Consider the following 22,940-nt stretch of genomic DNA (forward strand, 5'->3'; position numbering starts at 1 on the left):
AGGGGCAGACTTTGGACGGATCGATGCTAATCATTTGTGAAACTCCCTGTATCAAATGAGGCTGCCAATTCGTTCTCAGGCGAAAGGGTGGCAGCTATGCGCAGGCTGAGAAACCGGAGATACAGGAACCCGGCAGGCTCGAAAGCCTCCCACGCACAGCCGCCATTGCACGGAAATGCAGGCACAAAAAAAACGCCGGCAAACGTGGGTTGGGGCGCTGGTGCGCCTGCATCTTACGCGGGTTCTCAGGCCCGGTCGCTGAATTGGCAGCGACGGGTTTGACGGTAGCGTGGGGGAGAGGGCAGCGCAATCGTGGCTAGGTGGTGGCGGGCAGGCCGACATACTCGCATGCAACACTTGTGTTGCATGGGTAACAAATATGTTGCACGTTCGGTCTGCCGAAATAGTGCGTGATGCGCATAAGCGATATCGAGTTTCAGCGATGCAGCTACGCCACAAGGGTGAGACTGAGTTTGTACCCCATGAGAGGAAACGTGATGTTCGAATATGCGTTGGAAGTCCACGAGGAGCCGAGCAGTGTCTGGTTATCCTGCGCAGAAATTCCAGAGATGCACGCCGCTGGCGATACCCTCGAGGAAGCACTCGACAGCGCCATTGATGCGATGGAAACGGCATTGTCGATTTACGTTGATGATCGCCGGTTGATTCCGACAGGTGATGCGGGGGAGCAGGAAGGTGACGCGGTATTGCGTCTGCCTATACTGACTGCGGCAAAGGTTGGGCTCTGGAATACGCTTTTGGAGTCTGGGATAAGCAAAGCTGAACTGGCACGACGCTTGGGTGTGCAACGACCCCAGGTAGATCGGTTAGTTGATTTCCTGCACCACTCCAAGATAGAGAATGTCGAGCGTGCATTGCAGCAGCTTGGGCGCCGGATTTTGCTTTCGGTTGAGGCTGCGTAAGGTTGAAGAAAAGCCCCCGATAGTGATGGCTGTCGGGGCTTTTCATTTGGAGTGGAAAACACACCCTCCAGAAACAACAAAGCCCCTGCATTTTCGCAGGGGCTTCGTTTTGTATGGTGCCGGCACCAGGAATCGAACCCGGGACCTACTGATTACAAGTCAGTTGCTCTACCATCTGAGCTATACCGGCGTGTGGGCGACGATTATAGCGACTCGGGTGCTTCTGTAAACCCCTGAATTCAGACTATTTTTGCGCCCTCTGCGATTCACGCCCGGCGCAGGACGTTGCGCAGTTTTTGTACAGCGCGCCAGGCGCGGCTGTTTTGCATGGCGCGCAGTTGGGCTTCGGCCTGTTCGGCGCGTTGCAGGGCGGTTTCCAGGGCCGGGTTTACCGGGTGGGCGAGGTTGTGGCCTTTGCACAGCTGGAAGTTGTCGAGGTTGCACGGTGGCAGGTCGAACGCGGGTTTGAGGTTGATGTGTTCGTTGGCCAGGAAGAAGCTGTTGAGGCCGTCGAACAGGACGTTGGTGTAGCCGGCGTCGGTCACCAGGTGTTCCCAGGTGTGGTCGCGCTCCCATGGGGTTTCGATGAGGATGATCCAGGGGCGGAAGCGGCTGAAGTCCATGCCGCGCAGGACGGTTTCTTCGTGGCCTTCGACGTCGATTTTCAGGAAGTGGATCGGCCGCTCGGCGGCGTGTTCTTCGCAGATCGAGGTCAGTGTGCGTGCGTTGACAGTGAAGCTTTGCACGTCCATGCCGAGGTTTTTGCGTTCTTGCGCAACGATTGGGTCAGCGGTGGACAGGCCGGTGTCGGCAATGCCGTAGAAAGTCAGTTCGCCCGGGTGGTCGCTGGCCACGCATTGCAGCGTGGTGTCGCGGGGGCGATGCTGGCGAAGTGCGTCGTGGTAGTTCTGCATCGGTTCGACGTTGATGCCCTGCCAGCCGCGATCATAAAAAGCTTTGGTGACCGAATCGTGGATAGGGTCATTGGCGCCGACATCGATATAAAAACCGTTTTCAAAATACTGAAGGGCGCGCCAAAGGCGAACGTCCTCGAAATTCTGTGCGTAAGAAATGAACGTCACGGTCGCTTCCTGTCGGTCAGATTTTTCTTGTTCGGGCGCGCGCTACCTGCACGGCGTAGGTCTGTATAGCAAGGGCGGATGGCAGGCGCAATTGCCCGTTGCCGGCGTCCGCGATTCGGCGGTTATGTCCTTTTGCTCGAGGGCTTATGCACAACAGGCTTTGAAGAGGACGGGCTTAGAGGAGATTTTGTGGACGGGTTCTCATTTGGGTCGCAAATCCCTGTTTTGCCGGTTTTTTATCTATATGAACAAAAAATGACCAGCACTGTTAGTGGCCTGAAACAGCCGTGGATATTGGATCCACGATAATTCCATCAACAGAGTTATCCACAGGCTGTGGAAGATTAAACGCGCTCTGCCAGCAACAGGAAATTGCGCGGTGTGAGCGGCGCTTCGCAGAAGGTGCCGAGACGTACGACATAGCCCTGTTCGCTGAGGAAAAGTGCCCGATCAAGATTCAGCCAAAGCTCCAGCGGCCGCCGGAACAGTCCGCGGAGCAGTTCCAGGTTGCGAACTTCGGCCAATCGCTGCCAACCGGCGGCTTCCAGTGCTACCCAATCTGGCGAGCCAATTGTGGATAACTCTTTGAGTGCTGCCAGATCGCAGCAGTAATCGGCGAACGGTTTGTCCAGCCAGGCGCTCGGCAGGGACGGCGTCGGCAGGTATTCGTCGACGCCACGCACTTGCCGTTGCAACTTATCGAAAGCGAGCCTGCGGGCCATGGAAGTGTCACGCTGACGTCGGACGCGGACACCGGCGGTGACGGTCTCGCTCATTGGCAGTGAAAGATCTTCCAGCGAGAGCTGTAGGTCTGATCGCGAACCTGCGGAGGACAACGCCTGATATTCAGTGCGACTGATCCGGTTGTAGCAGCACGGGGCGATCGCCAATTGTCGGCAGCCAGCGGCGGAGGCCAGTTGCATCAATCGAACATGCAGATCGCCGCAAGCATGCAGGGCAACAGGCGTGTGTTCGGCGTTCAGCAATAAAGCGGTGTTCGCCGCGAGCACATCCTGCTCGACATGCAGCGCATGCAGGTGATGGCGCTGACTCAGCGCCTGACCGCTGGCAACCAGCGCCGGATCGTATTCCAGACAGGTGAGTTGCTGATCAGCGCCGAGCAGGCGCCGGCCCAAGTGGCCTTTGCCCGAACACCAATCCAGCCAGTGCTTCGGTTGCGTAGGAAACGACAAGCGGCTGGCGAAGGCTTCGATCTGCTGCCATTTGCGCCCCGGCACATCGACATTCAGACGATGCCCGGCAGCTTCCAGCGAATGCGCAGGCAACTCACCGACCGAACTCAACTCAAGCGACAACGCCGCCAATGAAGCAAAGGGCTCCGGCGCTTCCGAAAGATCGGCAGGGTGGTTATGGGCGTTTTCCGCATCTTCCAGCGAACGTCCGCGTAGCCACGAGGCCAGTTCCGGGTAGGACGCTTCCCAAGGCAGTTGCAGATGAGTGAAAGGGCGGGGTTTCCACAATCCCTGATGGGCCGTGAGAAATGCATCCAGTGCCGTGAAACGGGCGAGCAGGGCCTCGCCCGTCAGCACGCCGGAAGAATCAGCGCCCTTGGCACGCATCGACGCGCAGCCAGCGTTCCAGCAGCTTGAAGCCGCGAACCAGCACGTAAGCCATCACCAGATAGAACACGCCGGCAGCGAAGAAGATCTCCACCGGCAAGTAAGTGCGGGCAATGATCGTGCGGGCCATGCCGGTCAGCTCCAGCAAAGTCACGGTGCTGGCCAGGGCGCTGGCCTTGAGCATCAGGATCACTTCGTTGCTGTAGGCCGGCAGGCCAATGCGCGCGGCACGCGGCAGGATGATGTAGAACAGCGCTTTCGGCCGGGACATGCCCAATGCCCGCGCCGCTTCGATCTCGCCCGGCGGAATCGCCTGGATCGCGCCGCGCAGGATCTCGGCGATGTATGCCGCCGTGTGCAGTGTCATGGTCGCGGTGGCACACCAGAACGGATCGCGCAGGTACGGCCACATCGAGCTGTTACGCACCGCATCGAACTGCGCAAGGCCGTAATAGACCAGGAACAGTTGAACCAGCAACGGCGTGCCACGGAAAAAGAAGATGTAGGCGTAGGGCAAAGCGCGCACGTACCACAGCTTCGAAGAACGGGCGATGCCCAGCGGAATCGCCAGCAGCAAACCGGCGATCACAGCGATGGCCACCAGCTCCAGGGTCAGCGTCGCGCCCTGGGCCAGTTTCGGCAGCCACTTGATGATGACTTCCCAATTCATTGAGCGCTCCTCGCGAAGCCGCGTGCGGCGCGTTTTTCCAGCAGGTGCATGCCGATCATCGCCAGCACGGTCAGGCACAGGTACATGAGCGCCGCCACCATATAGAAGGTGAATGGCTGCTTGGACACGGTCACGCCGATCTGCGCGTGGCGCATGATTTCTTCCAGACCGATGACCGACACCAGTGCGGTATCTTTCATCAGGATCATGAACAGGTTGCCCAGGCCGGGCAGGGCGATGCGCCACATTTGCGGCATGATCAGCCGGGTGAAGATCCGCCATTTCGACAGGCCCAGGGCCACGCCGGCCTCACGGTGGCCTTTGGGAATGGCGAGGATCGCGCCACGAAACACTTCTGTGGCGTAGGCGCCGAAGCACAGGCCCAGCGCGATGACGCCGGCGGCGAAGGCGCTGAGTTCCAGTTCGGGGTTGCCGAGGAATTCACCGAACGCGCGCATCGCGTTGACCGTACCGAAGTAGATCAACAGCACCCAGAGCAATTCCGGGACGCCACGCACCAGGGTCGAATAGGTTCCGCCAAGCCATTGCAGCGGCTTGTACGGGGAAGTCTTGGCCAAGGCGCCGAGCAGACCGAGCACCAGCCCCAGGCACAGGGCCGAGAGTGCCAGTTTGACGGTCATCAGCGCGCCGGCGAAGAGCGCCGGGCCGAATCCGTAGAGGTCGATAATCATGGATTTCTTTTCAAATCGCGGCAGGCAAGGCCGGGGATCGGCGTCGTCATGTAACGGCGCCGATCCGGCAGGTCAGGATCAGTAGATGCTGAACGGGAAGTACTTGTCGTTGATCTTCTTGTAGGTGCCGTCGGCAACGATTTCCTTCAGCGCGGCATTCAGCTTCTCGCGGATCGGGTCGCCTTTACGTACAGCGATACCGATCTTGTCGCTTTCTTCCACCGGGTCGCCTTTGAATTCGTAGGCTTTACCGGCGTCGCTTTTCAGCCACTCGTAGTTGACGTATTTGTCGGCGAGGATGCCGTCCAGGCGACCGGAAGTCAGGTCGAGGTAGGCATTTTCCTGGGTGTCGTACAGCTTGACGGTGATGTCGTCACCGAAGTTGTCTTCCAGGAAGGTGCCGGCCAGGGTCGCGCGCTGGGCGCCGATCACCTTGCCTTTCAGCGCAGCCTTGTCGGTTTTGAAGTCGACGTTTTTCGGCGCGATGAATTGCAGCTTGTTGGAGTAGTACGGGTCGGTGAAGTCCACCGCTTGCTTGCGCTCGTCGGTGATCGACATCGAGGAGATCAGGAAGTCGAACTTCTTGGCGTTCAGGGCCGGGATGATGCCGTCCCAGTCGGAGGTGACCACGGAGCATTCAACTTTCATCTTGGCGCACAGGGCGTCGCCGATGTCTTTGTCGAAGCCGACGACGTTGCCGCTGGCATCTTTGTTGTTGAACGGCGGGTAAGCCGCTTCGATGCCCATCTTCAGGGTCTCGGCCATTGCACCGGCGCTGAACGCGAGGGTGACGGCGGCGGCCAGGAAGACCTTTTTGTAGTTCTGCATGCGGGTAGCTCCGTTAGCGGTTGCTGGACATGAATTGTTTGCAGCGCGCCGAAAGCGGGTTTTCGAACACCTGCTGTGGCGATCCTTGCTCTTCTACCAGGCCCTGGTGGAGGAACACCACTTCGCTGGAGACCTGACGGGCGAAGCCCATTTCATGGGTCACGAGCAGCATGGTGCGGCCTTCTTCGGCCAATGCGCGGATGACATTAAGTACTTCCTGGACCATTTCCGGGTCAAGGGCGGAGGTGGGCTCGTCGAACAGGATCACCTTGGGCTGCATCGCCAGTGTGCGGGCAATCGCCGCGCGCTGTTGCTGGCCGCCGGACAGTTGCGCCGGGTAGGCGTGGCGCTTGTCGGCGATGCCGACCTTGGCCAGCAGCGCTTCGGCGACCTCGATGGCTTCGGCCTTGCTCTGGCCGAGCACGCGGCGTGGGGCTTCAATGATGTTGTCGAGCACGCTCATGTGCGGCCACAGATTAAAGTTTTGAAACACAAAACCAATCTCGGAGCGCAGGCGATTGATCTGCTTGCCGTCGGCGGCAACCAGTTCGCCATTCTTGGCGGCCTTGAGCTTGAGTTCTTCCCCGGCCACCAGGATCTGGCCCTGATGCGGGTTTTCCAACAGGTTGATGCATCGCAGGAACGTGGACTTGCCGGAACCGGAGGAACCCAGGATCGAGATCACATCGCCGTCGCGGGCGGTCAGCGAGATGCCTTTGAGCACCTCAAGCTGTCCGTAGCGTTTGTGCAAGTTGCGGATTTCAAGCGCGGGCGTGGCCTCAGCCATGTGCGTTCCTCATATATGTTGCGCTCCTGCTGTTGGTTGGCCTTCCTGGCGAGGCGGCCAAGCTAGCATAGCGTTTCAATGGCAGCCAACAGCGCTACGAGCGGTAAACGGATGGCGTGTGGCAGGTTGTCGCATCGGCGCAGCAGACTGTCGCCCCATCAACAACCGAACGGGTGTTTGAACGTTGATTCCCGTGGGTGTCGCGTAAAAAAAGGCGCGATGTTGCCACCTTTGGCGGGGTGTTGGAAGCGCTATCCGGCCGATCGTTCCTCATTCGCCCTTTTATTGTGCATCCCGCACTTTTTCAGTGTGTTTCTGGTGCGCTCGTTCGTTTGAAAAGTGAGTCGCAGGGTAACGCTTTGGCGAAAGGCCAGTATTCTCAAGGACTTGCGATGACTGTCCGGTCGCGCTGAAAACCGCAGAGCAGAAGAGTTTGAAACATTTTGGCGCATTTATTGCGTGCAGAATCCGGAACGCCCCGTTGGATTCTTTTTACGAGAAGGAACGCCAGACGGGCCGGACGCAATCGCTTTCCTCGCAAAGGTAGTTCCAATGAGCAGTACCCAAAGCTCCAATGGCCTCGAACAGGGGCTCAAACCGCGTCATGTGACCATGCTGTCGATCGCCGGGGTGATCGGTGCAGGTCTGTTCGTCGGCTCCGGCCACGCCATCGCCGCCGCCGGTCCCGCTGTTCTGCTGGCTTACGCCGCTGCTGGCGCGCTGGTTGTGCTGGTCATGCGCATGCTCGGCGAAATGGCTGTTGCCTCGCCTGACACCGGCTCGTTCTCGACTTACGCCGACCGCGCTATCGGTCACTGGGCCGGTTTCACCATCGGCTGGCTGTACTGGTGGTTCTGGGTCTTGGTGATTCCGCTGGAAGCCAACGCCGCCGCGACCATCCTGCACGCGTGGTTCCCCGGTGTGGAAATCTGGGCCTTCGCCCTGATCATCACCATGCTGCTGACCGTGACCAACCTGTTCAGCGTGAAAAACTACGGTGAGTTCGAATTCTGGTTCGCCCTGCTCAAAGTCGTGGCGATCATCGGTTTCATCATCCTCGGCGTCGCGGCCATTTTCGGCTTCCTGCCGAACAGCCAGGTCAGCGGCGTTTCGCACATCTTCGACACCCAGGGCTTCCTGCCGAACGGCATGGGTGCGGTATTGGGCGCAATCCTGACCACCATGTTCTCCTTCATGGGTACCGAGATCGTGACCATCGCGGCCGCGGAATCAAAGAACCCGGGCAAGCAGATCTCCAAGGCCACCAACTCGGTGATCTGGCGGATCGGCCTGTTCTACCTCGTGTCGATCTTCATCGTTGTGGCCCTGGTGCCATGGAACGACCCGGTTCTGGCCAGCCTCGGCTCCTACCAGACCGTGCTTGAGCGCATGGGCATCCCGAACGCCAAGATGATCGTCGATATCGTGGTTCTGGTTGCTGTGACCAGCTGCCTGAACTCGGCGCTGTACACCTCTTCGCGCATGCTGTTCTCCCTCGGCAAGCGTGGCGATGCACCGGCCATGGCGACCCGCACCAACAAGAGCGGCACGCCTTACTGGGCGGTGATGCTGTCTACCGGCGCGGCGTTCCTGTGCACCTTCGCCAACTACGTGGCCCCGGCTGCGGTGTTCGAGTTCCTGCTGGCGAGCTCCGGCGCCATCGCGCTGCTGGTGTACCTGGTGATCGCGATTTCGCAACTGCGCATGCGTAAACAACGCATGGCTCGCGGCGAGAAAATCGTCTTCAGCATGTGGCTGTTCCCGGGCCTGACCTACGCGGTGATCGTATTCATCGTCGCGGCCCTGACCATCATGCTGTTCCAGGACGCCCACCGCGTGGAAATCCTCGCGACCGGCCTGCTGAGTCTGGTCGTCGTAGCTACCGGTCTGTTGGTAGCTCGTCGTCGCAAGGTGGAAAACCGTGGTGCGGCAGTTTTGAACTGATCCGCCACGAGTAACGCAAAACGGCCGCTGTCAGTGATGACAAGCGGCCGTTTTTGTTACTGCGAGCGGTTTATTCGCTCTTCTCTTCCTGCGCTTCCACCGACTGACCGTAGGTGTCCAGCGCAATCCCGAAATCGCTGATGAACTCCGGTTCGCTCAGCCAGGCCTGGGCGGTCTCGCGATCCATGCCATCGGCCCACATGCGGTAGTCGATCAGCATGTCCGCGGCCAGGTGAGTGGCGGCCATGCCTTCGTTCTCGGCGTTTTCCATGTCCAGCAGTTCAGGATGGTCGACGATGATGAACGCCAGTTCACGCAGCAGCGTCAGGAGCATTTCGTTGCGGCTGACGGCTTCGGCGTCGCGCATTTTGCTGAACATCGCCAGGGTGTATTCCGGGATCGGCTCGGCCAGGTGGCCGAGGTCATCGTCCTGGGCCAGGGGTTTGCGACCGACCATGCGGATTTGCTTGGCTTTGGCCTTGGCGCGTTTGGCGCGTTTTTGCTGCTTGTTCAGGGATGCCATGGGAACTCAGTTTTTCTGTTGGGTTTGTGCGGCGATTGCGTCGGACGCGGCCACATAGTCTTTCTGGAAATCCGGGGACTCGATCCACGCCAGAGCGCCAGCCTCGTCGGTCTCGGTGGACCACTGGCGGTACTCGATCAGCGCGGCGAGGATGAAGTCCATCGCGCCTTCTTCGCCTTCCTGCTCGTACACCAGCTCCAGCAGCGGGTCTTCGAGGAACGCGGTGCACAGGGCCTGCTGGCTGATCTTTTCGGCGTCGATCATTTTCTTGAACAGTTCGGTCAGGTCCACCGACTCGAAATCGATGCGGTCGTCGTTCGGGTCCAGCTCGACCGGCGTTTCCGCGCGTTTGGTGCGGTTCTGCTTGGCCTTGGTCTTGGCCCGGGCGGCGCGTTTTTGCTGCTTGTTGGCGGAAGCCATGGTGTGTGTTCCGTGGTGCGTTAAAGGGCTTGGCTGCGTGGGATTTCGCGCCCCGGTGTGTCGGAGGCCAGTTCGCCGGTCTGCAGCCAGGTCAGAGCGATGGGCCATAGTGTGGCTTGGTATGCGTTGCGAAAAAAGGCGAAATGTCCGACTTGCTGTTCGCCGATGTCCTGCGGCTCGATTCGCAGGTGGGTCTTCTGCGCATTCTGGAAGTAAGCCAGCAGGCGTTCGATGGCGGGAATCGTGCCGTAGGGATCGTCGCTGATGCTGATTGCCAGGGCTTTGGCCCGGACGTTGGCGAAGGGCAAGTCCGTCATCGTTCTCCCGCTCGGGCGCCGCTCATAGCGCGCGGCAGGTGTGCTCCAGTCGCGCACCACACCGGCAGGCGTGTCTTCCAGCCAGCCAATTCGTTTGCCCGGGAAGTAGCCACAGAACAGCGTGACCAGCGGCATCAGCAGGTGCCATTTGCCGAACATTCGCCAGCGGTGCTCGGGCGCGTAATCGCGCCAGTAAGCGAATTGCGCGCCGACCGTCACCAGTCGTCGGATTACCTGTCCGGACGCCCCCAGGCCTGCTGCGCAGCCGCCGAAGCTGTGCCCGACCACATCGATCGGCTGCCCGGGAAACTCTCGCTGCGCGCGTTTGAGCATCGCCTCGAAATCCAGCGCGCCCCAATCCGTCCACGAAGCCTGCAAATGCCTCATCGACTTCGGCCGCGACTCGCCAATGCCCCGGTAGTCGTAAATGATCACGTCGAAGCCGTTGGCGAACAGATACGCCGCGAAGCGCGAGTAGTGGCGGCAGCGCACGGACGTGGCGGCGTTGATGATCACCACCGGGCATTGTGGATCCGGTGTCGCGTGACGCCAGGTGAAACCGCCGAGCAGATAGCCGTCGGCGGCGGGCTCGTGGAAGGGCTCGCTTTCAACGTCGGATGCTTGGCCAAGGGGAGGCGGCGCACTTTGTAGGTTCATGGGTTTAGAGCCTGGCTAGGACGGGTCGAGAATGAACTTCACGCGGGATGTAACGCAATGACTTGGTACGCAGTGCGTAGCGGATTGACGGTTCGAGGCGGTCGCCAATCCGTGACGCAGTGCGTCATGAATTGGCTGGAAGATACTTCTGTAGTCCTTTTCGCATTCAAGGCAACTCCCAATCGTTCTAAAACCCGCCCCGCAAGAAAAAATCTAAAAAGAGGTAACGATTGGGTTCCACGAGAGCCCGGGAGTCGTCCTCATGAAACGCGTTCTTTCATTCGTGCTGCCCCTTGCCGCTGCGGCGGTACTGCTGTTTCCGATCATGGCGCAGGCTGCGAGTCTGGAGCCGATCGACAATTCCGCTGTGCAGGTTCAACAGCAAGAGCAAAACGGCGTTCGCTATCTGGCCGGCGGGATTGGTGAAGATGAGTCGAAAGCCATTCAGCAATCCGCGGGCTACAACCTGCACATGACCTTCGCTGTCGGTACGCAAAACGAATACACCGCCGATGTCGACGTGGCGATCCAGAAAGCCCCCGGTCAAACCGTGCTGACGCTGAATCAGACCGGGCCATTGGTGTACGTTCAGTTACCGCCAGGCAAGTACACGGTCGTCGCCACCCGCAAGGGTGAAACGCGTCGGGATGTGGCGCAAGTAGGCGGCGGTGCTGCGCGCAATCTGGTGTTCCACTGGAGCGACAACACCTAACGTCGCCGACGGTCACGCCCGGGTGGCGTGACCGTCGCGGTGCGTCCCATCCAGATCAGAAGCCAGGCAGCGCCCGACAGGAAGAGTGCGAAGAGGCAGTGCGTGGCAACAGTGAACCAGAAGTCGAAGGACTGTTCGGCCTGTGAATACACGGCGAAGTGTTTCCCCCGAGCCATGTTGCTGATGCGTCCCTGAATCAGGCCGTTCACCGTTTCATAAGTGATCAGGCCTACGCAGAGGGTCAGTACGGTGCCGAGAGCGATCATCAACCAGTCGGTGCGTTTTACGGGTGGCGCAGGATGGGGCAGGGGGACGCGGGTTCTTTTCTGGTTCATCGCGGTGATGACCCTCTTCCGTAAGGGTTGAGCAACGTATCGCCAATTCCGGCCTGCAAGAAGGGCGGGATCGGGCCGTCATCAAATCGCAGGCATAAAAAAACCCTGAATCTTGCGATTCAGGGTTTTCGGTATTTGGTGCCCAGAGACGGAATCGAACCGCCGACACGGGGATTTTCAATCCCCTGCTCTACCGACTGAGCTATCTGGGCAACGGGGCGCATTAAAAGGGTTTTTCGGATTTACGTCAACGACTTTTTTAAAATTTCTTAAATTAATTCCGTCGCTTACGATCCGACCCCCGATTTCGCGGGGTTTACTCTGCAGGCGGAACGTAGCCTTCCGCTTGAGCGTATTCCTCGCCGGAGAAGTACTTGTCCATTTCGCCCTGAAGAAATTTGCGGTCTTCGGCGTTCATCATGTTCAGGCGTTTTTCGTTGATCAGCAGTGTCTGGTGTTTCTGCCAGTCGGCCCAGGCCTTGGCCGAGACGTGTTCGAAGATGTCCTGGCCCTTGGCGCCCGGGTACGGTGGGCGCTCCAGACCTTCGAGTTGTTCTTTGTACTTGCGGCACATTACGGTGCGGGTCATGTCGACTCTCCTGCATTCAAGACGGCGGCCGCGCGTTCGAGCAAGGTCTTGACCGGGGCGGCGAGGCCCAGGCGCGGCGGGGTGGCGAGGTTATACCAGAGCCAGTCGGCCTCGGCCACGTGACCGCCGGCCTCCTGCACCTGAACCAGCCAGGGTTCGATGGACAGCTGGAAGTGGCTGAAGGTGTGGACCAGGCTCGGCAGCGCCTGCTGCTCGCCCAGTTCCAGCGAGTGCTGCGCAGCGAGGTGTTGCAGGTCGTCGAGGCCATCGAGTTCCGGCAGGCTCCACAAACCGCCCCACAATCCGCTGGACGGGCGGCGATAAAGCAGAATCGCGCCGTCCTCGTTGGCCAGCAGCGGCATCAGCGTGCGTTTCTGCGGGATAGCCTTGCGCGGTTTGGGGATCGGGTAACGCGTCTCCAGGCCGAGCATGTGCGCTTCGCAGCCCTTTTCCAGCGGACACAGCAGGCAGCTCGGCTTGCTGCGGGTGCAGAGCGTGGCGCCCAGATCCATCATCGCCTGGGTGTAGGCGTTGACCCGATCCTGCGGCGTAAAGCGCTCGGCGTTGGCCCACAGCTGTTTGGCGACCTTTGGCTCGCCGGGGTAGCCCTCCTGCGCGGTAAAGCGCGCCAGCACTCGTTTGACGTTGCCGTCGAGGATCGGCGCGCGCAGCCCCATGCTGATACTGGCGATCGCACCGGCAGTCGACAGGCCGATGCCCGGCAAATCCGTGAGCTTCTCGACATCCCGGGGGAACTCGCCACCGTACTGGCTGACGACGATCTTCGCGGTCTTCTGCAAATTACGCGCGCGGGTGTAGTAACCCAGCCCCGTCCACAGGTGCAGCACTTCGTCCTCCGGCGCTTCGGCCAGGGCCTCGACCGTCGGCAGCGCGGCCATGAACCGGTCGAAGTAATTGAGCACGGTGCTGACCTGGGTCTGCTGCAACATGATCTCGGACACCCACACCCGGTACGGGTTGATGTTCTGTTGCCAGGGCAAATCATGGCGGCCGTGGCGGTCGAACCATTCCAGCACCGCCGTGGAAAACTGCTCCGCTCTCATCGCTTGAACAGCCCCTTCAATGCGTTTTTCAGTTCCGGGCTGACTTTGTCACCCAGTTTCTCGTCGATTTTTTCGCTGATCTTGTCGCCGGCCAGTTTGCTCGCGACCTGGCCCATGCGTTCGTTGTCCAGGCGGCAGGCCTTGGCGCCCAGCTCCAGCGGGCCTCGGCAGCGCAGCGGCCATTCGATGCCGACGAATTTGTCGCCGACCTGACAGGCCGGGTCCGGCATGGCACTGGTGTCGCCCTCGACGATGATGCCGACGCGATAGTCCATGCCCAGCACCTTGAGGTCGATATCGCCGTCACCGTTGACGCTCATGCCGGGGATGCGCACTTTCAGGTCCGGGTTGCTGGCCACCCCGTTGCGGAAGGTCAGGTTGCCCTTGAGCTCCTGGAACGGCGTGTCCTTGCCGCGCGGCTCGCCGCTCAGGGATTTGCGGTTGAGGGTGGCGATGCCCTTGCACAGTTGTTGCTCAAGGTTGGCGTTGAGCAGCACGCCGTTGTTGATCACGAAACTGGCGTTGCCGTTGAGGGTTTCAATCAGCGCCTGCTGGCTGTTGCCGCTGCCGGTGACGGTGCTGGTGAGATTGACCAGACCTTTGACCGGCGGATTCTTGCCCTGGCTTTCGAGGATTTTCTCCACCGGCACCCGGTTGATCCGGGTTTGCAGGTTCAGCACCGGCGCCGTCTGGCGAACGTCCAGCGTGCCCTTGGCTTCGAAGTCGCCGTTGTACAACTCGCCCCGCAGGTTCTCCAGAGTCAGCAGGCCGCCCTGGCCGGTGGCTTTCAGTGCGGCGTTCTGGATTGGCAGCTTGTCGAGGGTCAATTGGCCGAAGGTCAGGTCGGCGTTTACGTCGAGTTTACTCAGGCGCTCAACAGGGAACAGACGTTCTGTGCTCCACGCGCTTTTGCTCGGTTTTTCCGGCAGCGGTGTGCTGCCGGCACCGGCCATTGCATCGGCCTCGGTGCTGGCGACTTCGGCGTGACGGACCTGAGTGGCGTTGTTGGCTTTTTCCGATTTCGCCGGCAGGTAACGGTCGACGTTGAAGGTGTCGGCCTTGAGGACCGCACGCAGCGATTGCTTGGCGAAATCTTCGACGGCGATACGGCCGCTGAAGCTGCTGTCGTCGAGTTTCAGGTTGATGTTGTCCAGCGCCACGCTGGTCGGCGTCGCGGCGACACGGCTGACCAGTTCAACTTTGCTCAGGCTGCCTTCGGCCATGGCGGGCAGGGTCTGTCCGATGCTGTCGACGAATTTCGCCAGGTCGAACTGGGCGATGGAAATCCCGCCGGTGATCTGTGGCGTCTTGTCCAGGTCGTTGGCCTTCAGTTCGCCCAGGGCGCGCAGCTGATTGACCGAGAGCTTGATGCCAGTCCATTCGGCGACGTTGGCGGCCTTGTCCAGCAACAGTTGCCCTTGGGCGGCGAAGGTCACGGTCTTGCCTTGCAGCGGATCGCCGGCGACTTCGCCGGACAGCTTCAGGTCTTCGAACTTGTAGCGTTGCAGGGCGCGCTCGAAGCGCAGCTCGCCGTTGAGCTCGGTGCGCACCCGCAGCACTGGCTGGTTGGTGCCGAGGAACGCGGTGGCTTTGACCGGAATATTGGTCGAGTCGTGAACAGCTCCGGTGCTCAGCTGGATGCTTTCGGCGCTGAATTGCTTGCCGGTCAGCTCGTCGTTGTATTCCACGCGGGCGTTGTTGACGGTCAGGCTATCGATGTCGAGCCGGATCGGCTGGGCCGGTTTTTCCGGTTGCGCAGGGGCCTCGGGGGCGGTTTCGGCCGTGGTGGTTGGCGCCGGGGCGCTGCCGGCCTTGGGCGGCACCTTGCCGATGTCTTCCCAGTTGCCATGACCATTCTTGTCACGGTTCAGGCGCAGGTTCAGGCCTTCGACGCGCACGTCGCTCATCTGCACTTCTCGGCGCAGCAGCGGCAGCACGCGCACGGACAGGCCGAGCATCTGCAGGTCGGCGAACGGTTCGGCAGGCTTGGCCAGGGTCGCGACGCTGGCCTCGTGCAGTTCCAGGCCGAGCCACGGGAACAGGCTCCAGCCGATGTCGCCATTGAGCGTCAGCTCGATGTGGGCCTTGTCGCGGGCAATCTGGCGGATCTCGTCTTTGTAGTCGTTGGGATCAAACAGGTGGGTCAGGGCGAAGCCCGCCGCCACAATGATCAGCAACAGCCCGAGAAGTACCAGACCCAGGATTTTGCCGAACGCTTTCATGGGCGAGTCCTTGTAAGTAGTCGAATTCGTAATTTAGCCGGGGAGTATAGCGCTGCATCAACCCGCGCTGTTGCGGTGTCCCGTGCAGCCTGCTGAACCTTGATGTACAGCGCTTCGACAACGATCGGCATCGGGGTTCCCCGGCATCAGGAGATCAGATGACTCAAAAAAGGTGATATCAGTTTGGTTTTTCTGTCACGTGCAAATGGTAACCTTCGCCCGTTCGTACGCCCATCTGCGACTTAACGTCGCGCTTTCAAGGAGCTTCACCCGCAAAAAAACGGTCATGCCTGCGTGCATAAAGGCCGGGGTGGGCAGTGGCTGGCGAACCATACTAATAATTGGGGGATACACAATGAGCACGACCATTACGGCGGACGGCTTCAAAGCCGATCAGCCCGGGTTCCTGTCCAAGGAACGCATCATCGCCAAGCCCGGTTTCAACCGTTGGCTGGTCCCGCCGGCCGCTCTGGCCATTCACCTGTGCATCGGCATGGCCTACGGCTTCTCGGTGTTCTGGTTGCCGCTGTCCAAGGCGCTGGGCGTCACCGCTCCGGTGGCTTGCGCACCGGACATGAGCTTCATCGCACAAGTGTTCTCGTCGCAATGCGACTGGCCGATCTCCATGCTCGGCTGGATCTACACCCTGTTCTTCATCTTCCTCGGCTGCTCGGCAGCGATCTGGGGTGGCTGGCTTGAACACGCAGGTCCACGCAAGGCCGGTGTTGTATCGGCACTGTGCTGGTGCGGCGGTCTGCTGATTTCTGCGCTGGGTATCTATACCCACCAGATCTGGCTGATGTGGATCGGCTCCGGCGTGATCGGCGGTATCGGTCTGGGCCTGGGCTACATCTCGCCGGTCTCGACCCTGATCAAGTGGTTCCCGGACAAGCGCGGCATGGCGACCGGCATGGCGATCATGGGTTTCGGCGGTGGCGCGATGGTTGGTGCACCACTGGCGACCGCTCTGATGAGCCATTTCGCTTCGCCGACTGGGGTGGGCGTGTGGCAGAGCTTCGTGGCCATGGCCGCAATCTACTTCGTGTTCATGATCGGTGGCGCCTTGGCCTACCGCGTGCCGCCAACCGGCTGGAAGCCTGAAGGCTGGACCGCTCCGGCTAAGAAAGCCTCGAACGCGATGATCACCCACCGTCACGTTCACGTGAATGTGGCGTGGAAAACCCCGCAATTCCGTCTGGTGTGGCTGGTGCTGTGCCTGAACGTGTCTGCCGGTATCGGCATCCTCGGCATGGCTTCGCCACTGTTGCAGGAAGTGTTCGGCGGCAAGCTGCTGGGTAACGATCTGCCGTTCGGTCAGCTGGACGCCGGTCAACTGGCTTCCATCGCTGCGATTGCGGCCGGTTTCACCGGTCTGCTGAGCCTGTTCAACATCGGCGGTCGTTTCTTCTGGGCGTCGTTCTCGGACTACCTGGGCCGCAAGAACACTTACTTCGTGTTCTTCGCGCTGGGTTTTGCGCTGTACGCACTGATCCCGAACCTCGGTCACCTGGGCAACGTTGCGCTGTTCGTGGCGGCGTTCTGCATCATCCTGTCGATGTACGGCGGTGGTTTTGCGACCGTTCCGGCCTATCTGGCCGACCTGTTTGGTACACAGATGGTTGGCGCGATCCACGGTCGTCTGCTGACGGCCTGGGCCGCCGCTGGCGTGCTGGGTCCGGTGCTGGTGAACTACCTGCGTGAGTATCAGTTGAGCATCGGTGTTGAACGCGCTGCCGCTTACGACATCACCCTGTACATCCTCGCTGGCCTGCTGGTGCTGGGCTTCCTGTGCAACCTGCTGGTGCGCCCGGTGGCCGACAAGTACTTCATGACCGACGCCGAACTGGCCGCCGAACAGGCGCTGGGCCACGACAAGGGTGCTGATGCCAGCACCGTGCTGGAGTGGAAAGCCGCGCCGGGCAGCAAGCCATTGGCGATCGCTGCGTGGCTGGTGGTGGGGATTCCGTTGGCGTGGGGTGTTTGGGTGACCCTGCAGAAGACGGCGGTTCTGTTTCACTAAGTTCGTTTACACCTGATCGTTCCCACGCTCTGCGTGGGAATGTCTCCCTGTGACGCTCTGCGTCACATTCGAAGTGGACGCAGAGCGTCCGGGGCTGCACTCCCACGCAGAGCGTGGGAGCGATCAGCGCCTTTCGATGCTTGTATGGACATGTCTATCCCCGACAGCACGGGGTTCTATCCGTCAGTCATTCCACCTCTCGTGTTTCTGTTTCGGCCCCGCGCCCCTATAATGGCTGCCTTTTTCGCCCAATGATTTTGCGGAGCTGGTGATGGCCGAACGTAAGGCGTCTGTCGAGCGCGACACTCTGGAAACCCAGATCAAAGCCTCGATCAACCTTGATGGCACCGGAAAGGCCCGATTCGATATCGGTGTTCCTTTTCTTGAGCACATGCTGGATCAGATCGCCCGTCACGGGTTGATCGACCTGGATATCCAATGCAAGGGCGATCTGCATATCGACGACCACCATACGGTGGAAGACGTCGGTATCACCCTCGGCCAGGCTTTCGCGCAAGCCATTGGCGACAAGAAAGGCATCCGTCGCTACGGCCACGCCTACGTGCCGCTCGATGAAGCGCTGTCGCGCGTGGTGATCGACTTCTCCGGCCGTCCGGGCCTGCAGATGCACGTGCCGTACACCCGCGCCACCGTTGGCGGCTTCGACGTCGACCTGTTCCAGGAATTTTTCCAGGGCTTCGTCAACCACGCACTGGTCAGCCTGCACATCGACAACCTGCGCGGCACCAACACCCACCACCAGATCGAAACCGTGTTCAAGGCATTCGGCCGCGCGCTGCGCATGGCCGTCGAGCTGGATGACCGCATGGCCGGCCAGATGCCTTCGACCAAGGGCGTCCTGTAATGCAGACGGTTGCAGTTATCGACTACGGCATGGGCAACCTGCACTCGGTGGCCAAGGCCCTCGAGCACGTCGGTGCCGGCAAGGTGCTGATCACCAGCGATGCGGCAGTGATCCGCGAAGCCGACCGGGTGGTTTTCCCCGGCGTCGGCGCGATTCGCGATTGCATGGCGGAGATCCGTCGCCTCGGTTTCGATTCGCTGGTGCGTGAAGTCAGTCAGGATCGTCCGTTCCTCGGCATCTGCGTCGGCATGCAAGCCTTGCTCGACAGCAGCGAAGAGAACGACGGCGTCGACTGCATCGGCCTGTTCCCGGGCGCGGTGAAGTTCTTCGGCAAAGACCTGCATGAAGACGGCGAGCACCTGAAAGTCCCGCACATGGGCTGGAACGAAGTGAAGCAGGCGGTGGATCACCCGCTGTGGCACAACATTCCGGACCTGGCGCGTTTCTACTTCGTGCACAGCTATTACATCGCCGCCGGTAACCCGCGGCAGGTGGTTGGCAGCGGTCATTACGGCGTCGATTTCGCCGCGGCGCTGGCCGAAGGTTCGCGTTTCGCCGTGCAGTTCCACCCGGAGAAGAGCCATACCCATGGCCTGCAATTGCTGCAGAACTTCGCGGCGTGGGACGGTCGCTGGTAAATGGCCGTCAAGAAATCCAAGCCGCCGATCCTGACCCTCACTCCCGAGCAGGAGAGTGAAGCCAACCGCAAGATTCAGCGGTTCATGGAGGATCGTTTCGAACTGGACCTGGGTTCGTTCGAGGCGGCGGAAATTCTTGAGCTGTTTACCCGCGAAATTGCTCCGCACTATTACAACAGGGCGATTTTCGATGTGCAGACCCACCTCAAGGAGCGGTTTGAAAGCATCGAAAGCGACCTGTGGGCGCTCGAGAAGAATTAGGGCAGCGGCAAGCTTCAACTGCAAGCTGCAAGAAGTACACACGCGTGCGCGCTTGCAGCTTATGGCTTGCAGCTTGCAGCTCTTTTGACGAAGGAAAAAGCATGCTGATTATTCCCGCTATCGATCTTAAAGACGGTGCCTGCGTACGTCTGCGCCAGGGCCGCATGGAAGATTCCACAGTGTTCTCCGATGACCCGGTGAGCATGGCTGCCAAGTGGGTGGAGGGCGGCTGCCGCCGTCTGCATCTGGTCGACCTGAACGGCGCTTTCGAAGGCCAGCCGGTCAACGGCGAAGTGGTGACCGCGATCGCCAAGCGCTACCCGACCCTGCCGATCCAGATCGGCGGCGGCATCCGTTCGCTGGAAACCATCGAGCACTACGTCAAGGCTGGCGTCAGCTATGTGATCATCGGCACCAAAGCGGTGAAGGATCCGGCGTTCGTCGCTGAAGCCTGCCGCGCGTTCCCGGGCAAGATCATCGTCGGTCTGGATGCCAAGGACGGTTTTGTCGCCACCGATGGCTGGGCTGAAATCAGCACCGTGCAAGTCATCGACCTGGCCAAGCAGTTTGAAGCCGAGGGCGTGTCCTCGATCGTTTATACCGACATCGCCAAAGACGGCATGATGCAGGGCTGCAACGTTCCGTTCACCGCCGCGCTGGCGGCTGCCACCAAGATCCCGGTGATCGCTTCCGGCGGCATTCACAACCTGGGTGACATCAAGTCGCTGCTCGACGCCAAGGCACCGGGCATCATCGGCGCCATCACCGGCCGGGCGATCTACGAAGGCACTCTCGACGTCGCCGAAGCGCAAGCTTTCTGCGATTCGTACCAAGGCTGAGGACTGACCATGGCGCTGGCCAAACGCATCATCCCTTGCCTGGACGTGGACAACGGCCGGGTCGTCAAAGGTGTGAAGTTCGAGAACATCCGTGACGCCGGCGACCCGGTGGAAATCGCCCGTCGCTACGACGAGCAGGGTGCCGACGAGATTACCTTTCTCGACATCACCGCCAGCGTCGATGGCCGTGACACCACGCTGCACACCGTCGAGCGCATGGCCAGTCAGGTGTTCATTCCGCTGACCGTCGGCGGTGGCGTGCGGACCGTGCAGGACATCCGCAACCTGCTCAACGCCGGTGCGGACAAGGTGTCGATCAACACCGCTGCTGTGTTCAACCCGGAATTCGTCGGCGAAGCGGCGCAGCATTTCGGCTCGCAATGCATTGTCGTCGCCATCGACGCAAAGAAGGTTTCGGGCCCGGGCGAAACCCCGCGCTGGGAGATCTTCACCCACGGCGGTCGCAAACCGACCGGCCTCGACGCCGTCGAGTGGGCGAAGAAAATGGAAGGCCTGGGTGCCGGTGAAATCCTCCTGACCAGCATGGATCAGGACGGCATGAAAAACGGCTTTGACCTCGGCGTGACCCGCGCCATCAGCGATGCGCTGGGCATTCCGGTGATCGCTTCCGGCGGCGTCGGCAACCTGCAGCATCTGGCTGACGGCATTCTTGAAGGCCACGCCAGTGCAGTACTGGCGGCGAGTATTTTCCACTTCGGCGAATACACCGTTCAGGAAGCCAAGGCCTACATGGCCAAACGCGGCATCGTAATGCGTTAAACATCCATACAGGCCAGTGGACAGCATGGCGTACCCAAGGCACTCTTGGGCACGCCATGGATTTCGGTAGCCCGACATGATCAAACGCCTGCTCCTCGCCCTCGCCAGTGCCTCCGTGTTGTTGATCAACACCGGCCACGCCGAGGAAAGTCCCGACACCGATCTGGTGCTCCTCACCGAAAACTTCCCGCCGTACAACATGGCGAAGAACGGCAAGAATTTCGCCCAGGACGAAAACATCAACGGCATCGCCACGGACATCGTGCGCGAGATGTTCAAGCGTGCCGGCATCACTTACAGCCTGACCCTGCGTTTCCCATGGGAGCGGGTCTACAAGCTGGCGCTGGAGAATCCCGGCTACGGTGCGTTCGTCATGGCGCGCCTGCCGGATCGCGAAAAGCTCTTCAAGTGGGTCGGCCCGATCGGCCCGGACGACTGGGTCATGCTGGCCAGGGCCGACAGCAAGATCACCCTCGAAACCCTCAATGACGCGCGCAAATACAAGATCGGCGCCTACAAGGGCGATGCGATTGCCGAGACTCTGACCAAGCAGGGTTTGAAGCCGGTGGTGGTGCTGCGTGATCAGGACAACGCGAAAAAACTCGTCAGCGGCCAGATCGACCTCTGGGCCACCGGCGATCCTGCCGGACGTTATCTGGCGCGGCAGGATGGCGTGACCGGGTTGAAAACCGTACTGCGTTTCAACAGCGCCGAACTGTATCTGGCGCTGAACAAGGACGTGCCGGACGAAGCCGTTGCCAAGCTTCAGGCGGCGCTCGAACAGATGCGCAAGGACGGCGTGGTCGACGAGATCATGGGGCGGTATCTGTAATTTCTGGCGACTCTGGTAACTCGGGAGATTCCGGCTGTTCCGGCACTGACGGGAGTGGCACCATGGCGTCACTCGCGACTTCTGGCGGGTATTCGAGCCAGTGCAGGCTGTTTCTGTCTGAGTACCTGAAGTTGATGGCGGTTTCCGTTCGGTTGTCCCGCCAGAGATCGTAGTTACTCTGCAGTTGATACAGCGCCATCATCTTGTGTTTCGTCACGTTGGCGGCGACCGCCACGATGTCCGGCGTGGTCCATCCGATGCTCGAGGTTTCGGTGTGGGTGAAGGTTTCGCCCAGCCTTGCCGAGAACCTTATCGGCCGTTCAACCGTTGAGTCGCTCGCTGGCCAAACCCCCGGGACCTGTATTGCACTGATGCGGTTGAAAAGCCGCAGATCGCGGCGGCTCAGAACACGAGGCAACGTCCAGTGAAACAGGCTGCTCTTGTCAGTCGTGTTATGGCTGGAGCCGATGAGCACATACCGGTCAGTCCTTTGCAGGTAATAGTAGGGCGATTGGCGGAATCTCTTCAGTGATGGCTGACCGTGGTCTTCCACCGCAAACCAGGGCAGCCTGGCAGTGTGGGTCGGTTGCGAGGGTTCGAGCGGTTCCGGCGCTTCGAATCCTGACAGTTCCGGAAGTTCAGGCGCTGGATTGCTCTGTACCGCAATCTGCATTCGCAATGAATAGGCTTCGGCTTCATTCTCGGGGCTGTCAGAGTTGCCGGAAGCGATGAACGTGCCTGCCGTGAAGTTGATCGCACCTGCATCGGCAACCGGAGGAGCGATGCTCCAGGCGCTGAAATACTGGCGGGAACGATCTCCCCGATCATTCCAGATCAACTCGGCGACACTCGCCTCAATCACCAGATCTTCGCGCACGCAACGTACCGAGCTCAGTAAAGGCTTTTCGTGGTTGATGGAGCACACCGTTCCCAGTGCCACATAACCCTCAGGCGCAATCGGCCGCCATAGCGTCCCCCCCGCCGGCGTCGAGGTTGCATCGCTCCAGATTTCTTCGAAATCATCCGGTGGACTGAGTGCATTTGTTTGCGCGGTTTCGCCATTTGCGGCAGGGCCTTCGCGGACAACGGCCACGATCTTGCTGCCATTGATATTGCCATCGCCGGAGATGGCGACGTCCCCGAGCGGGTAAAAGCCAGGCAGCGAGTCGGGGGATGGCACCGGACGCCAGAGCGCGCAGGGTGTCGAGCCCGAGCCATTGCAGTTCCAGATCCGCTGGAATTCGGTGGTGAAGTTGATCAGCAGGTTATCGACCTGGATCGAATCCATTGGCCTGTCGGCCGTGGTTTCACTGTTTTCGCTGTTCATGGTCATTCCTGATAGTGAAAGGCGACTCGTGGT

24 protein-coding genes and 2 tRNA genes are annotated in these 22,940 nt (G+C 60.3%); 10 read left to right on the top strand and 16 right to left on the bottom strand.

From position 1 onward, the window contains the following. The first annotated feature begins 497 nt into the window (after window positions 1-497). The gene (locus CAF74_RS10860) at window positions 498-923 is read left to right on the top strand and encodes a type II toxin-antitoxin system HicB family antitoxin (protein WP_085746364.1); all 426 of its coding nucleotides are present in this window, start codon (window positions 498-500) and stop codon (window positions 921-923) included. 114 nt (window positions 924-1,037) lie between these two features. Here the strand turns inward: CAF74_RS10860 and CAF74_RS10865 are convergent. The 7 genes from CAF74_RS10865 to CAF74_RS10895 all read right to left on the bottom strand — a co-directional run bounded on the left by CAF74_RS10865 (window position 1,038) and on the right by CAF74_RS10895 (window position 6,562). Beyond that, window positions 1,038-1,113, bottom strand: a tRNA-Thr gene (locus tag CAF74_RS10865). 76 nt (window positions 1,114-1,189) lie between these two features. Beyond that, window positions 1,190-2,005: an FkbM family methyltransferase gene (locus tag CAF74_RS10870; protein ID WP_085746365.1), complete on the bottom strand. Its 816-nt coding sequence runs from the start codon at window positions 2,003-2,005 to the stop codon at window positions 1,190-1,192. Between the two features lie 344 nt (window positions 2,006-2,349). Further along, window positions 2,350-3,585: a methyltransferase gene (locus tag CAF74_RS10875; RefSeq protein ID WP_085746366.1), complete on the bottom strand. Its 1,236-nt coding sequence runs from the start codon at window positions 3,583-3,585 to the stop codon at window positions 2,350-2,352. Beyond that, window positions 3,566-4,255 (bottom strand): ABC transporter permease, encoded by a 690-nt coding sequence (locus CAF74_RS10880; RefSeq protein ID WP_007952568.1) that lies wholly within the window; start codon window positions 4,253-4,255, stop codon window positions 3,566-3,568. Before CAF74_RS10880 ends, CAF74_RS10875 begins: the two co-directional genes overlap by 20 nt. Then, window positions 4,252-4,947, bottom strand: coding sequence for an ABC transporter permease (locus tag CAF74_RS10885; RefSeq protein WP_085746367.1), 696 nt, complete (start codon window positions 4,945-4,947; stop codon window positions 4,252-4,254). Before CAF74_RS10885 ends, CAF74_RS10880 begins: the two co-directional genes overlap by 4 nt. Window positions 4,948-5,025: 78 nt before the next feature. Beyond that, the gene (locus CAF74_RS10890) at window positions 5,026-5,775 is read right to left on the bottom strand and encodes an ABC transporter substrate-binding protein (RefSeq protein ID WP_039764659.1); all 750 of its coding nucleotides are present in this window, start codon (window positions 5,773-5,775) and stop codon (window positions 5,026-5,028) included. A gap of 13 nt (window positions 5,776-5,788) precedes the next feature. Then, a complete protein-coding gene (locus CAF74_RS10895; RefSeq protein ID WP_007897462.1) occupies window positions 5,789-6,562 on the bottom strand; it encodes an ABC transporter ATP-binding protein in 774 nt (257 codons plus the stop codon). Between the two features lie 552 nt (window positions 6,563-7,114). Here CAF74_RS10895 and gabP point away from each other — a divergent pair. Continuing rightward, window positions 7,115-8,506: a GABA permease gene (gene gabP / locus CAF74_RS10900; RefSeq protein WP_085746368.1), complete on the top strand. Its 1,392-nt coding sequence runs from the start codon at window positions 7,115-7,117 to the stop codon at window positions 8,504-8,506. Between the two features lie 70 nt (window positions 8,507-8,576). On the opposite strand, the gene CAF74_RS10905 is transcribed toward gabP, so the two are convergent. Genes CAF74_RS10905 through CAF74_RS10915 form a run of 3 tightly spaced genes read right to left on the bottom strand, consistent with a single transcriptional unit; the run spans window position 8,577 to window position 10,423 of the window. Next, entirely contained in the window at window positions 8,577-9,029 is a 453-nt protein-coding gene (locus CAF74_RS10905) for a hypothetical protein (protein ID WP_085608645.1), read from the bottom strand. A gap of 6 nt (window positions 9,030-9,035) precedes the next feature. Further along, window positions 9,036-9,449, bottom strand: coding sequence for a hypothetical protein (locus CAF74_RS10910; protein ID WP_085746369.1), 414 nt, complete (start codon window positions 9,447-9,449; stop codon window positions 9,036-9,038). A gap of 20 nt (window positions 9,450-9,469) precedes the next feature. Beyond that, window positions 9,470-10,423 (bottom strand): alpha/beta fold hydrolase, encoded by a 954-nt coding sequence (locus CAF74_RS10915; RefSeq protein WP_085746370.1) that lies wholly within the window; start codon window positions 10,421-10,423, stop codon window positions 9,470-9,472. A 262-nt stretch (window positions 10,424-10,685) separates the two neighbouring features. Here CAF74_RS10915 and CAF74_RS10920 point away from each other — a divergent pair, with 262 nt between their 5' ends. Beyond that, on the top strand, window positions 10,686-11,135 hold the full coding sequence (locus CAF74_RS10920) for a hypothetical protein (RefSeq protein ID WP_085746371.1): 450 nt from the start codon (window positions 10,686-10,688) through the stop codon (window positions 11,133-11,135). On the opposite strand, the gene CAF74_RS10925 is transcribed toward CAF74_RS10920, so the two are convergent. The 5 genes from CAF74_RS10925 to CAF74_RS10945 all read right to left on the bottom strand — a co-directional run bounded on the left by CAF74_RS10925 (window position 11,132) and on the right by CAF74_RS10945 (window position 15,345). Beyond that, window positions 11,132-11,470: a hypothetical protein gene (locus CAF74_RS10925; protein WP_085746372.1), complete on the bottom strand. Its 339-nt coding sequence runs from the start codon at window positions 11,468-11,470 to the stop codon at window positions 11,132-11,134. The genes CAF74_RS10920 and CAF74_RS10925 overlap by 4 nt on opposite strands. A gap of 136 nt (window positions 11,471-11,606) precedes the next feature. Then, window positions 11,607-11,682: transfer RNA gene (locus CAF74_RS10930), tRNA-Phe, on the bottom strand. 104 nt (window positions 11,683-11,786) lie between these two features. Further along, window positions 11,787-12,059, bottom strand: coding sequence for an oxidative damage protection protein (locus CAF74_RS10935; protein ID WP_007952551.1), 273 nt, complete (start codon window positions 12,057-12,059; stop codon window positions 11,787-11,789). After that, window positions 12,056-13,123: an A/G-specific adenine glycosylase gene (mutY, locus tag CAF74_RS10940; protein WP_085746373.1), complete on the bottom strand. Its 1,068-nt coding sequence runs from the start codon at window positions 13,121-13,123 to the stop codon at window positions 12,056-12,058. Before mutY ends, CAF74_RS10935 begins: the two co-directional genes overlap by 4 nt. Continuing rightward, window positions 13,120-15,345 (bottom strand): AsmA family protein, encoded by a 2,226-nt coding sequence (locus CAF74_RS10945; RefSeq protein WP_085746374.1) that lies wholly within the window; start codon window positions 15,343-15,345, stop codon window positions 13,120-13,122. The genes mutY and CAF74_RS10945 overlap by 4 nt, the downstream gene beginning before the upstream one ends. Window positions 15,346-15,700: 355 nt before the next feature. On the opposite strand from CAF74_RS10945, the gene CAF74_RS10950 reads away from it, so the two are divergent. From CAF74_RS10950 to CAF74_RS10980, 7 genes are all read left to right on the top strand, one after another. After that, window positions 15,701-17,365 (top strand): OFA family MFS transporter, encoded by a 1,665-nt coding sequence (locus tag CAF74_RS10950; RefSeq protein ID WP_085611172.1) that lies wholly within the window; start codon window positions 15,701-15,703, stop codon window positions 17,363-17,365. A gap of 271 nt (window positions 17,366-17,636) precedes the next feature. Further along, window positions 17,637-18,230, top strand: coding sequence for an imidazoleglycerol-phosphate dehydratase HisB (hisB, locus tag CAF74_RS10955; protein WP_085712764.1), 594 nt, complete (start codon window positions 17,637-17,639; stop codon window positions 18,228-18,230). Continuing rightward, window positions 18,230-18,868, top strand: a complete 639-nt coding sequence (gene hisH, locus CAF74_RS10960) for an imidazole glycerol phosphate synthase subunit HisH (RefSeq protein ID WP_007952546.1) — start codon at window positions 18,230-18,232, stop codon at window positions 18,866-18,868. Before hisB ends, hisH begins: the two co-directional genes overlap by 1 nt. Then, window positions 18,869-19,129, top strand: coding sequence for a DUF2164 domain-containing protein (locus CAF74_RS10965; RefSeq protein WP_011332018.1), 261 nt, complete (start codon window positions 18,869-18,871; stop codon window positions 19,127-19,129). A 101-nt stretch (window positions 19,130-19,230) separates the two neighbouring features. Next, window positions 19,231-19,968 carry a 1-(5-phosphoribosyl)-5-[(5-phosphoribosylamino)methylideneamino]imidazole-4-carboxamide isomerase gene (hisA, locus tag CAF74_RS10970; RefSeq protein WP_085746375.1) on the top strand — a complete coding sequence of 246 codons (738 nt, stop codon included), beginning with the start codon at window positions 19,231-19,233 and terminating at the stop codon, window positions 19,966-19,968. A 9-nt stretch (window positions 19,969-19,977) separates the two neighbouring features. Further along, window positions 19,978-20,748 carry an imidazole glycerol phosphate synthase subunit HisF gene (gene hisF, locus CAF74_RS10975; protein WP_007909211.1) on the top strand — a complete coding sequence of 257 codons (771 nt, stop codon included), beginning with the start codon at window positions 19,978-19,980 and terminating at the stop codon, window positions 20,746-20,748. 76 nt (window positions 20,749-20,824) lie between these two features. Further along, window positions 20,825-21,580 carry an ABC transporter substrate-binding protein gene (locus CAF74_RS10980; protein ID WP_085746376.1) on the top strand — a complete coding sequence of 252 codons (756 nt, stop codon included), beginning with the start codon at window positions 20,825-20,827 and terminating at the stop codon, window positions 21,578-21,580. Here the strand turns inward: CAF74_RS10980 and CAF74_RS10985 are convergent. Continuing rightward, complete coding sequence (locus CAF74_RS10985; protein WP_176240481.1) at window positions 21,561-22,907, bottom strand: Vps62-related protein; 1,347 nt, start codon at window positions 22,905-22,907, stop codon at window positions 21,561-21,563. The two genes, CAF74_RS10980 and CAF74_RS10985, sit on opposite strands and share 20 nt — an antisense overlap. Between the last annotated feature and the right edge of the window lie 33 nt (window positions 22,908-22,940).

The sequence above is a fragment of the Pseudomonas sp. R45(2017) genome, from assembly GCF_002112305.1.
In the GTDB taxonomy this organism is placed as follows: domain Bacteria; phylum Pseudomonadota; class Gammaproteobacteria; order Pseudomonadales; family Pseudomonadaceae; genus Aquipseudomonas; species Aquipseudomonas paraglycinae.

Excerpts from the sequence above, each read along its gene's own strand:
- CAF74_RS10860 (WP_085746364.1), top strand. The coding sequence starts at position 498 with ATGTTCGAATATGCGTTGGAAGTCCACGAGGAGCCGAGCAGTGTCTGG.
- CAF74_RS10875 (WP_085746366.1), bottom strand. The coding sequence starts at position 3,585 with ATGCGTGCCAAGGGCGCTGATTCTTCCGGCGTGCTGACGGGCGAGGCC.
- CAF74_RS10880 (WP_007952568.1), bottom strand. The coding sequence starts at position 4,255 with ATGAATTGGGAAGTCATCATCAAGTGGCTGCCGAAACTGGCCCAGGGC.
- CAF74_RS10885 (WP_085746367.1), bottom strand. The coding sequence starts at position 4,947 with ATGATTATCGACCTCTACGGATTCGGCCCGGCGCTCTTCGCCGGCGCG.
- CAF74_RS10890 (WP_039764659.1), bottom strand. The coding sequence starts at position 5,775 with ATGCAGAACTACAAAAAGGTCTTCCTGGCCGCCGCCGTCACCCTCGCG.
- CAF74_RS10895 (WP_007897462.1), bottom strand. The coding sequence starts at position 6,562 with ATGGCTGAGGCCACGCCCGCGCTTGAAATCCGCAACTTGCACAAACGC.
- gabP (WP_085746368.1), top strand. The coding sequence starts at position 7,115 with ATGAGCAGTACCCAAAGCTCCAATGGCCTCGAACAGGGGCTCAAACCG.
- CAF74_RS10905 (WP_085608645.1), bottom strand. The coding sequence starts at position 9,029 with ATGGCATCCCTGAACAAGCAGCAAAAACGCGCCAAACGCGCCAAGGCC.
- CAF74_RS10910 (WP_085746369.1), bottom strand. The coding sequence starts at position 9,449 with ATGGCTTCCGCCAACAAGCAGCAAAAACGCGCCGCCCGGGCCAAGACC.
- CAF74_RS10915 (WP_085746370.1), bottom strand. The coding sequence starts at position 10,423 with ATGAACCTACAAAGTGCGCCGCCTCCCCTTGGCCAAGCATCCGACGTT.
- CAF74_RS10920 (WP_085746371.1), top strand. The coding sequence starts at position 10,686 with ATGAAACGCGTTCTTTCATTCGTGCTGCCCCTTGCCGCTGCGGCGGTA.
- CAF74_RS10925 (WP_085746372.1), bottom strand. The coding sequence starts at position 11,470 with ATGAACCAGAAAAGAACCCGCGTCCCCCTGCCCCATCCTGCGCCACCC.
- CAF74_RS10935 (WP_007952551.1), bottom strand. The coding sequence starts at position 12,059 with ATGACCCGCACCGTAATGTGCCGCAAGTACAAAGAACAACTCGAAGGT.
- mutY (WP_085746373.1), bottom strand. The coding sequence starts at position 13,123 with ATGAGAGCGGAGCAGTTTTCCACGGCGGTGCTGGAATGGTTCGACCGC.
- CAF74_RS10945 (WP_085746374.1), bottom strand. The coding sequence starts at position 15,345 with ATGAAAGCGTTCGGCAAAATCCTGGGTCTGGTACTTCTCGGGCTGTTG.
- CAF74_RS10950 (WP_085611172.1), top strand. The coding sequence starts at position 15,701 with ATGAGCACGACCATTACGGCGGACGGCTTCAAAGCCGATCAGCCCGGG.
- hisB (WP_085712764.1), top strand. The coding sequence starts at position 17,637 with ATGGCCGAACGTAAGGCGTCTGTCGAGCGCGACACTCTGGAAACCCAG.
- hisH (WP_007952546.1), top strand. The coding sequence starts at position 18,230 with ATGCAGACGGTTGCAGTTATCGACTACGGCATGGGCAACCTGCACTCG.
- CAF74_RS10965 (WP_011332018.1), top strand. The coding sequence starts at position 18,869 with ATGGCCGTCAAGAAATCCAAGCCGCCGATCCTGACCCTCACTCCCGAG.
- hisA (WP_085746375.1), top strand. The coding sequence starts at position 19,231 with ATGCTGATTATTCCCGCTATCGATCTTAAAGACGGTGCCTGCGTACGT.
- hisF (WP_007909211.1), top strand. The coding sequence starts at position 19,978 with ATGGCGCTGGCCAAACGCATCATCCCTTGCCTGGACGTGGACAACGGC.
- CAF74_RS10980 (WP_085746376.1), top strand. The coding sequence starts at position 20,825 with ATGATCAAACGCCTGCTCCTCGCCCTCGCCAGTGCCTCCGTGTTGTTG.
- CAF74_RS10985 (WP_176240481.1), bottom strand. The coding sequence starts at position 22,907 with ATGAACAGCGAAAACAGTGAAACCACGGCCGACAGGCCAATGGATTCG.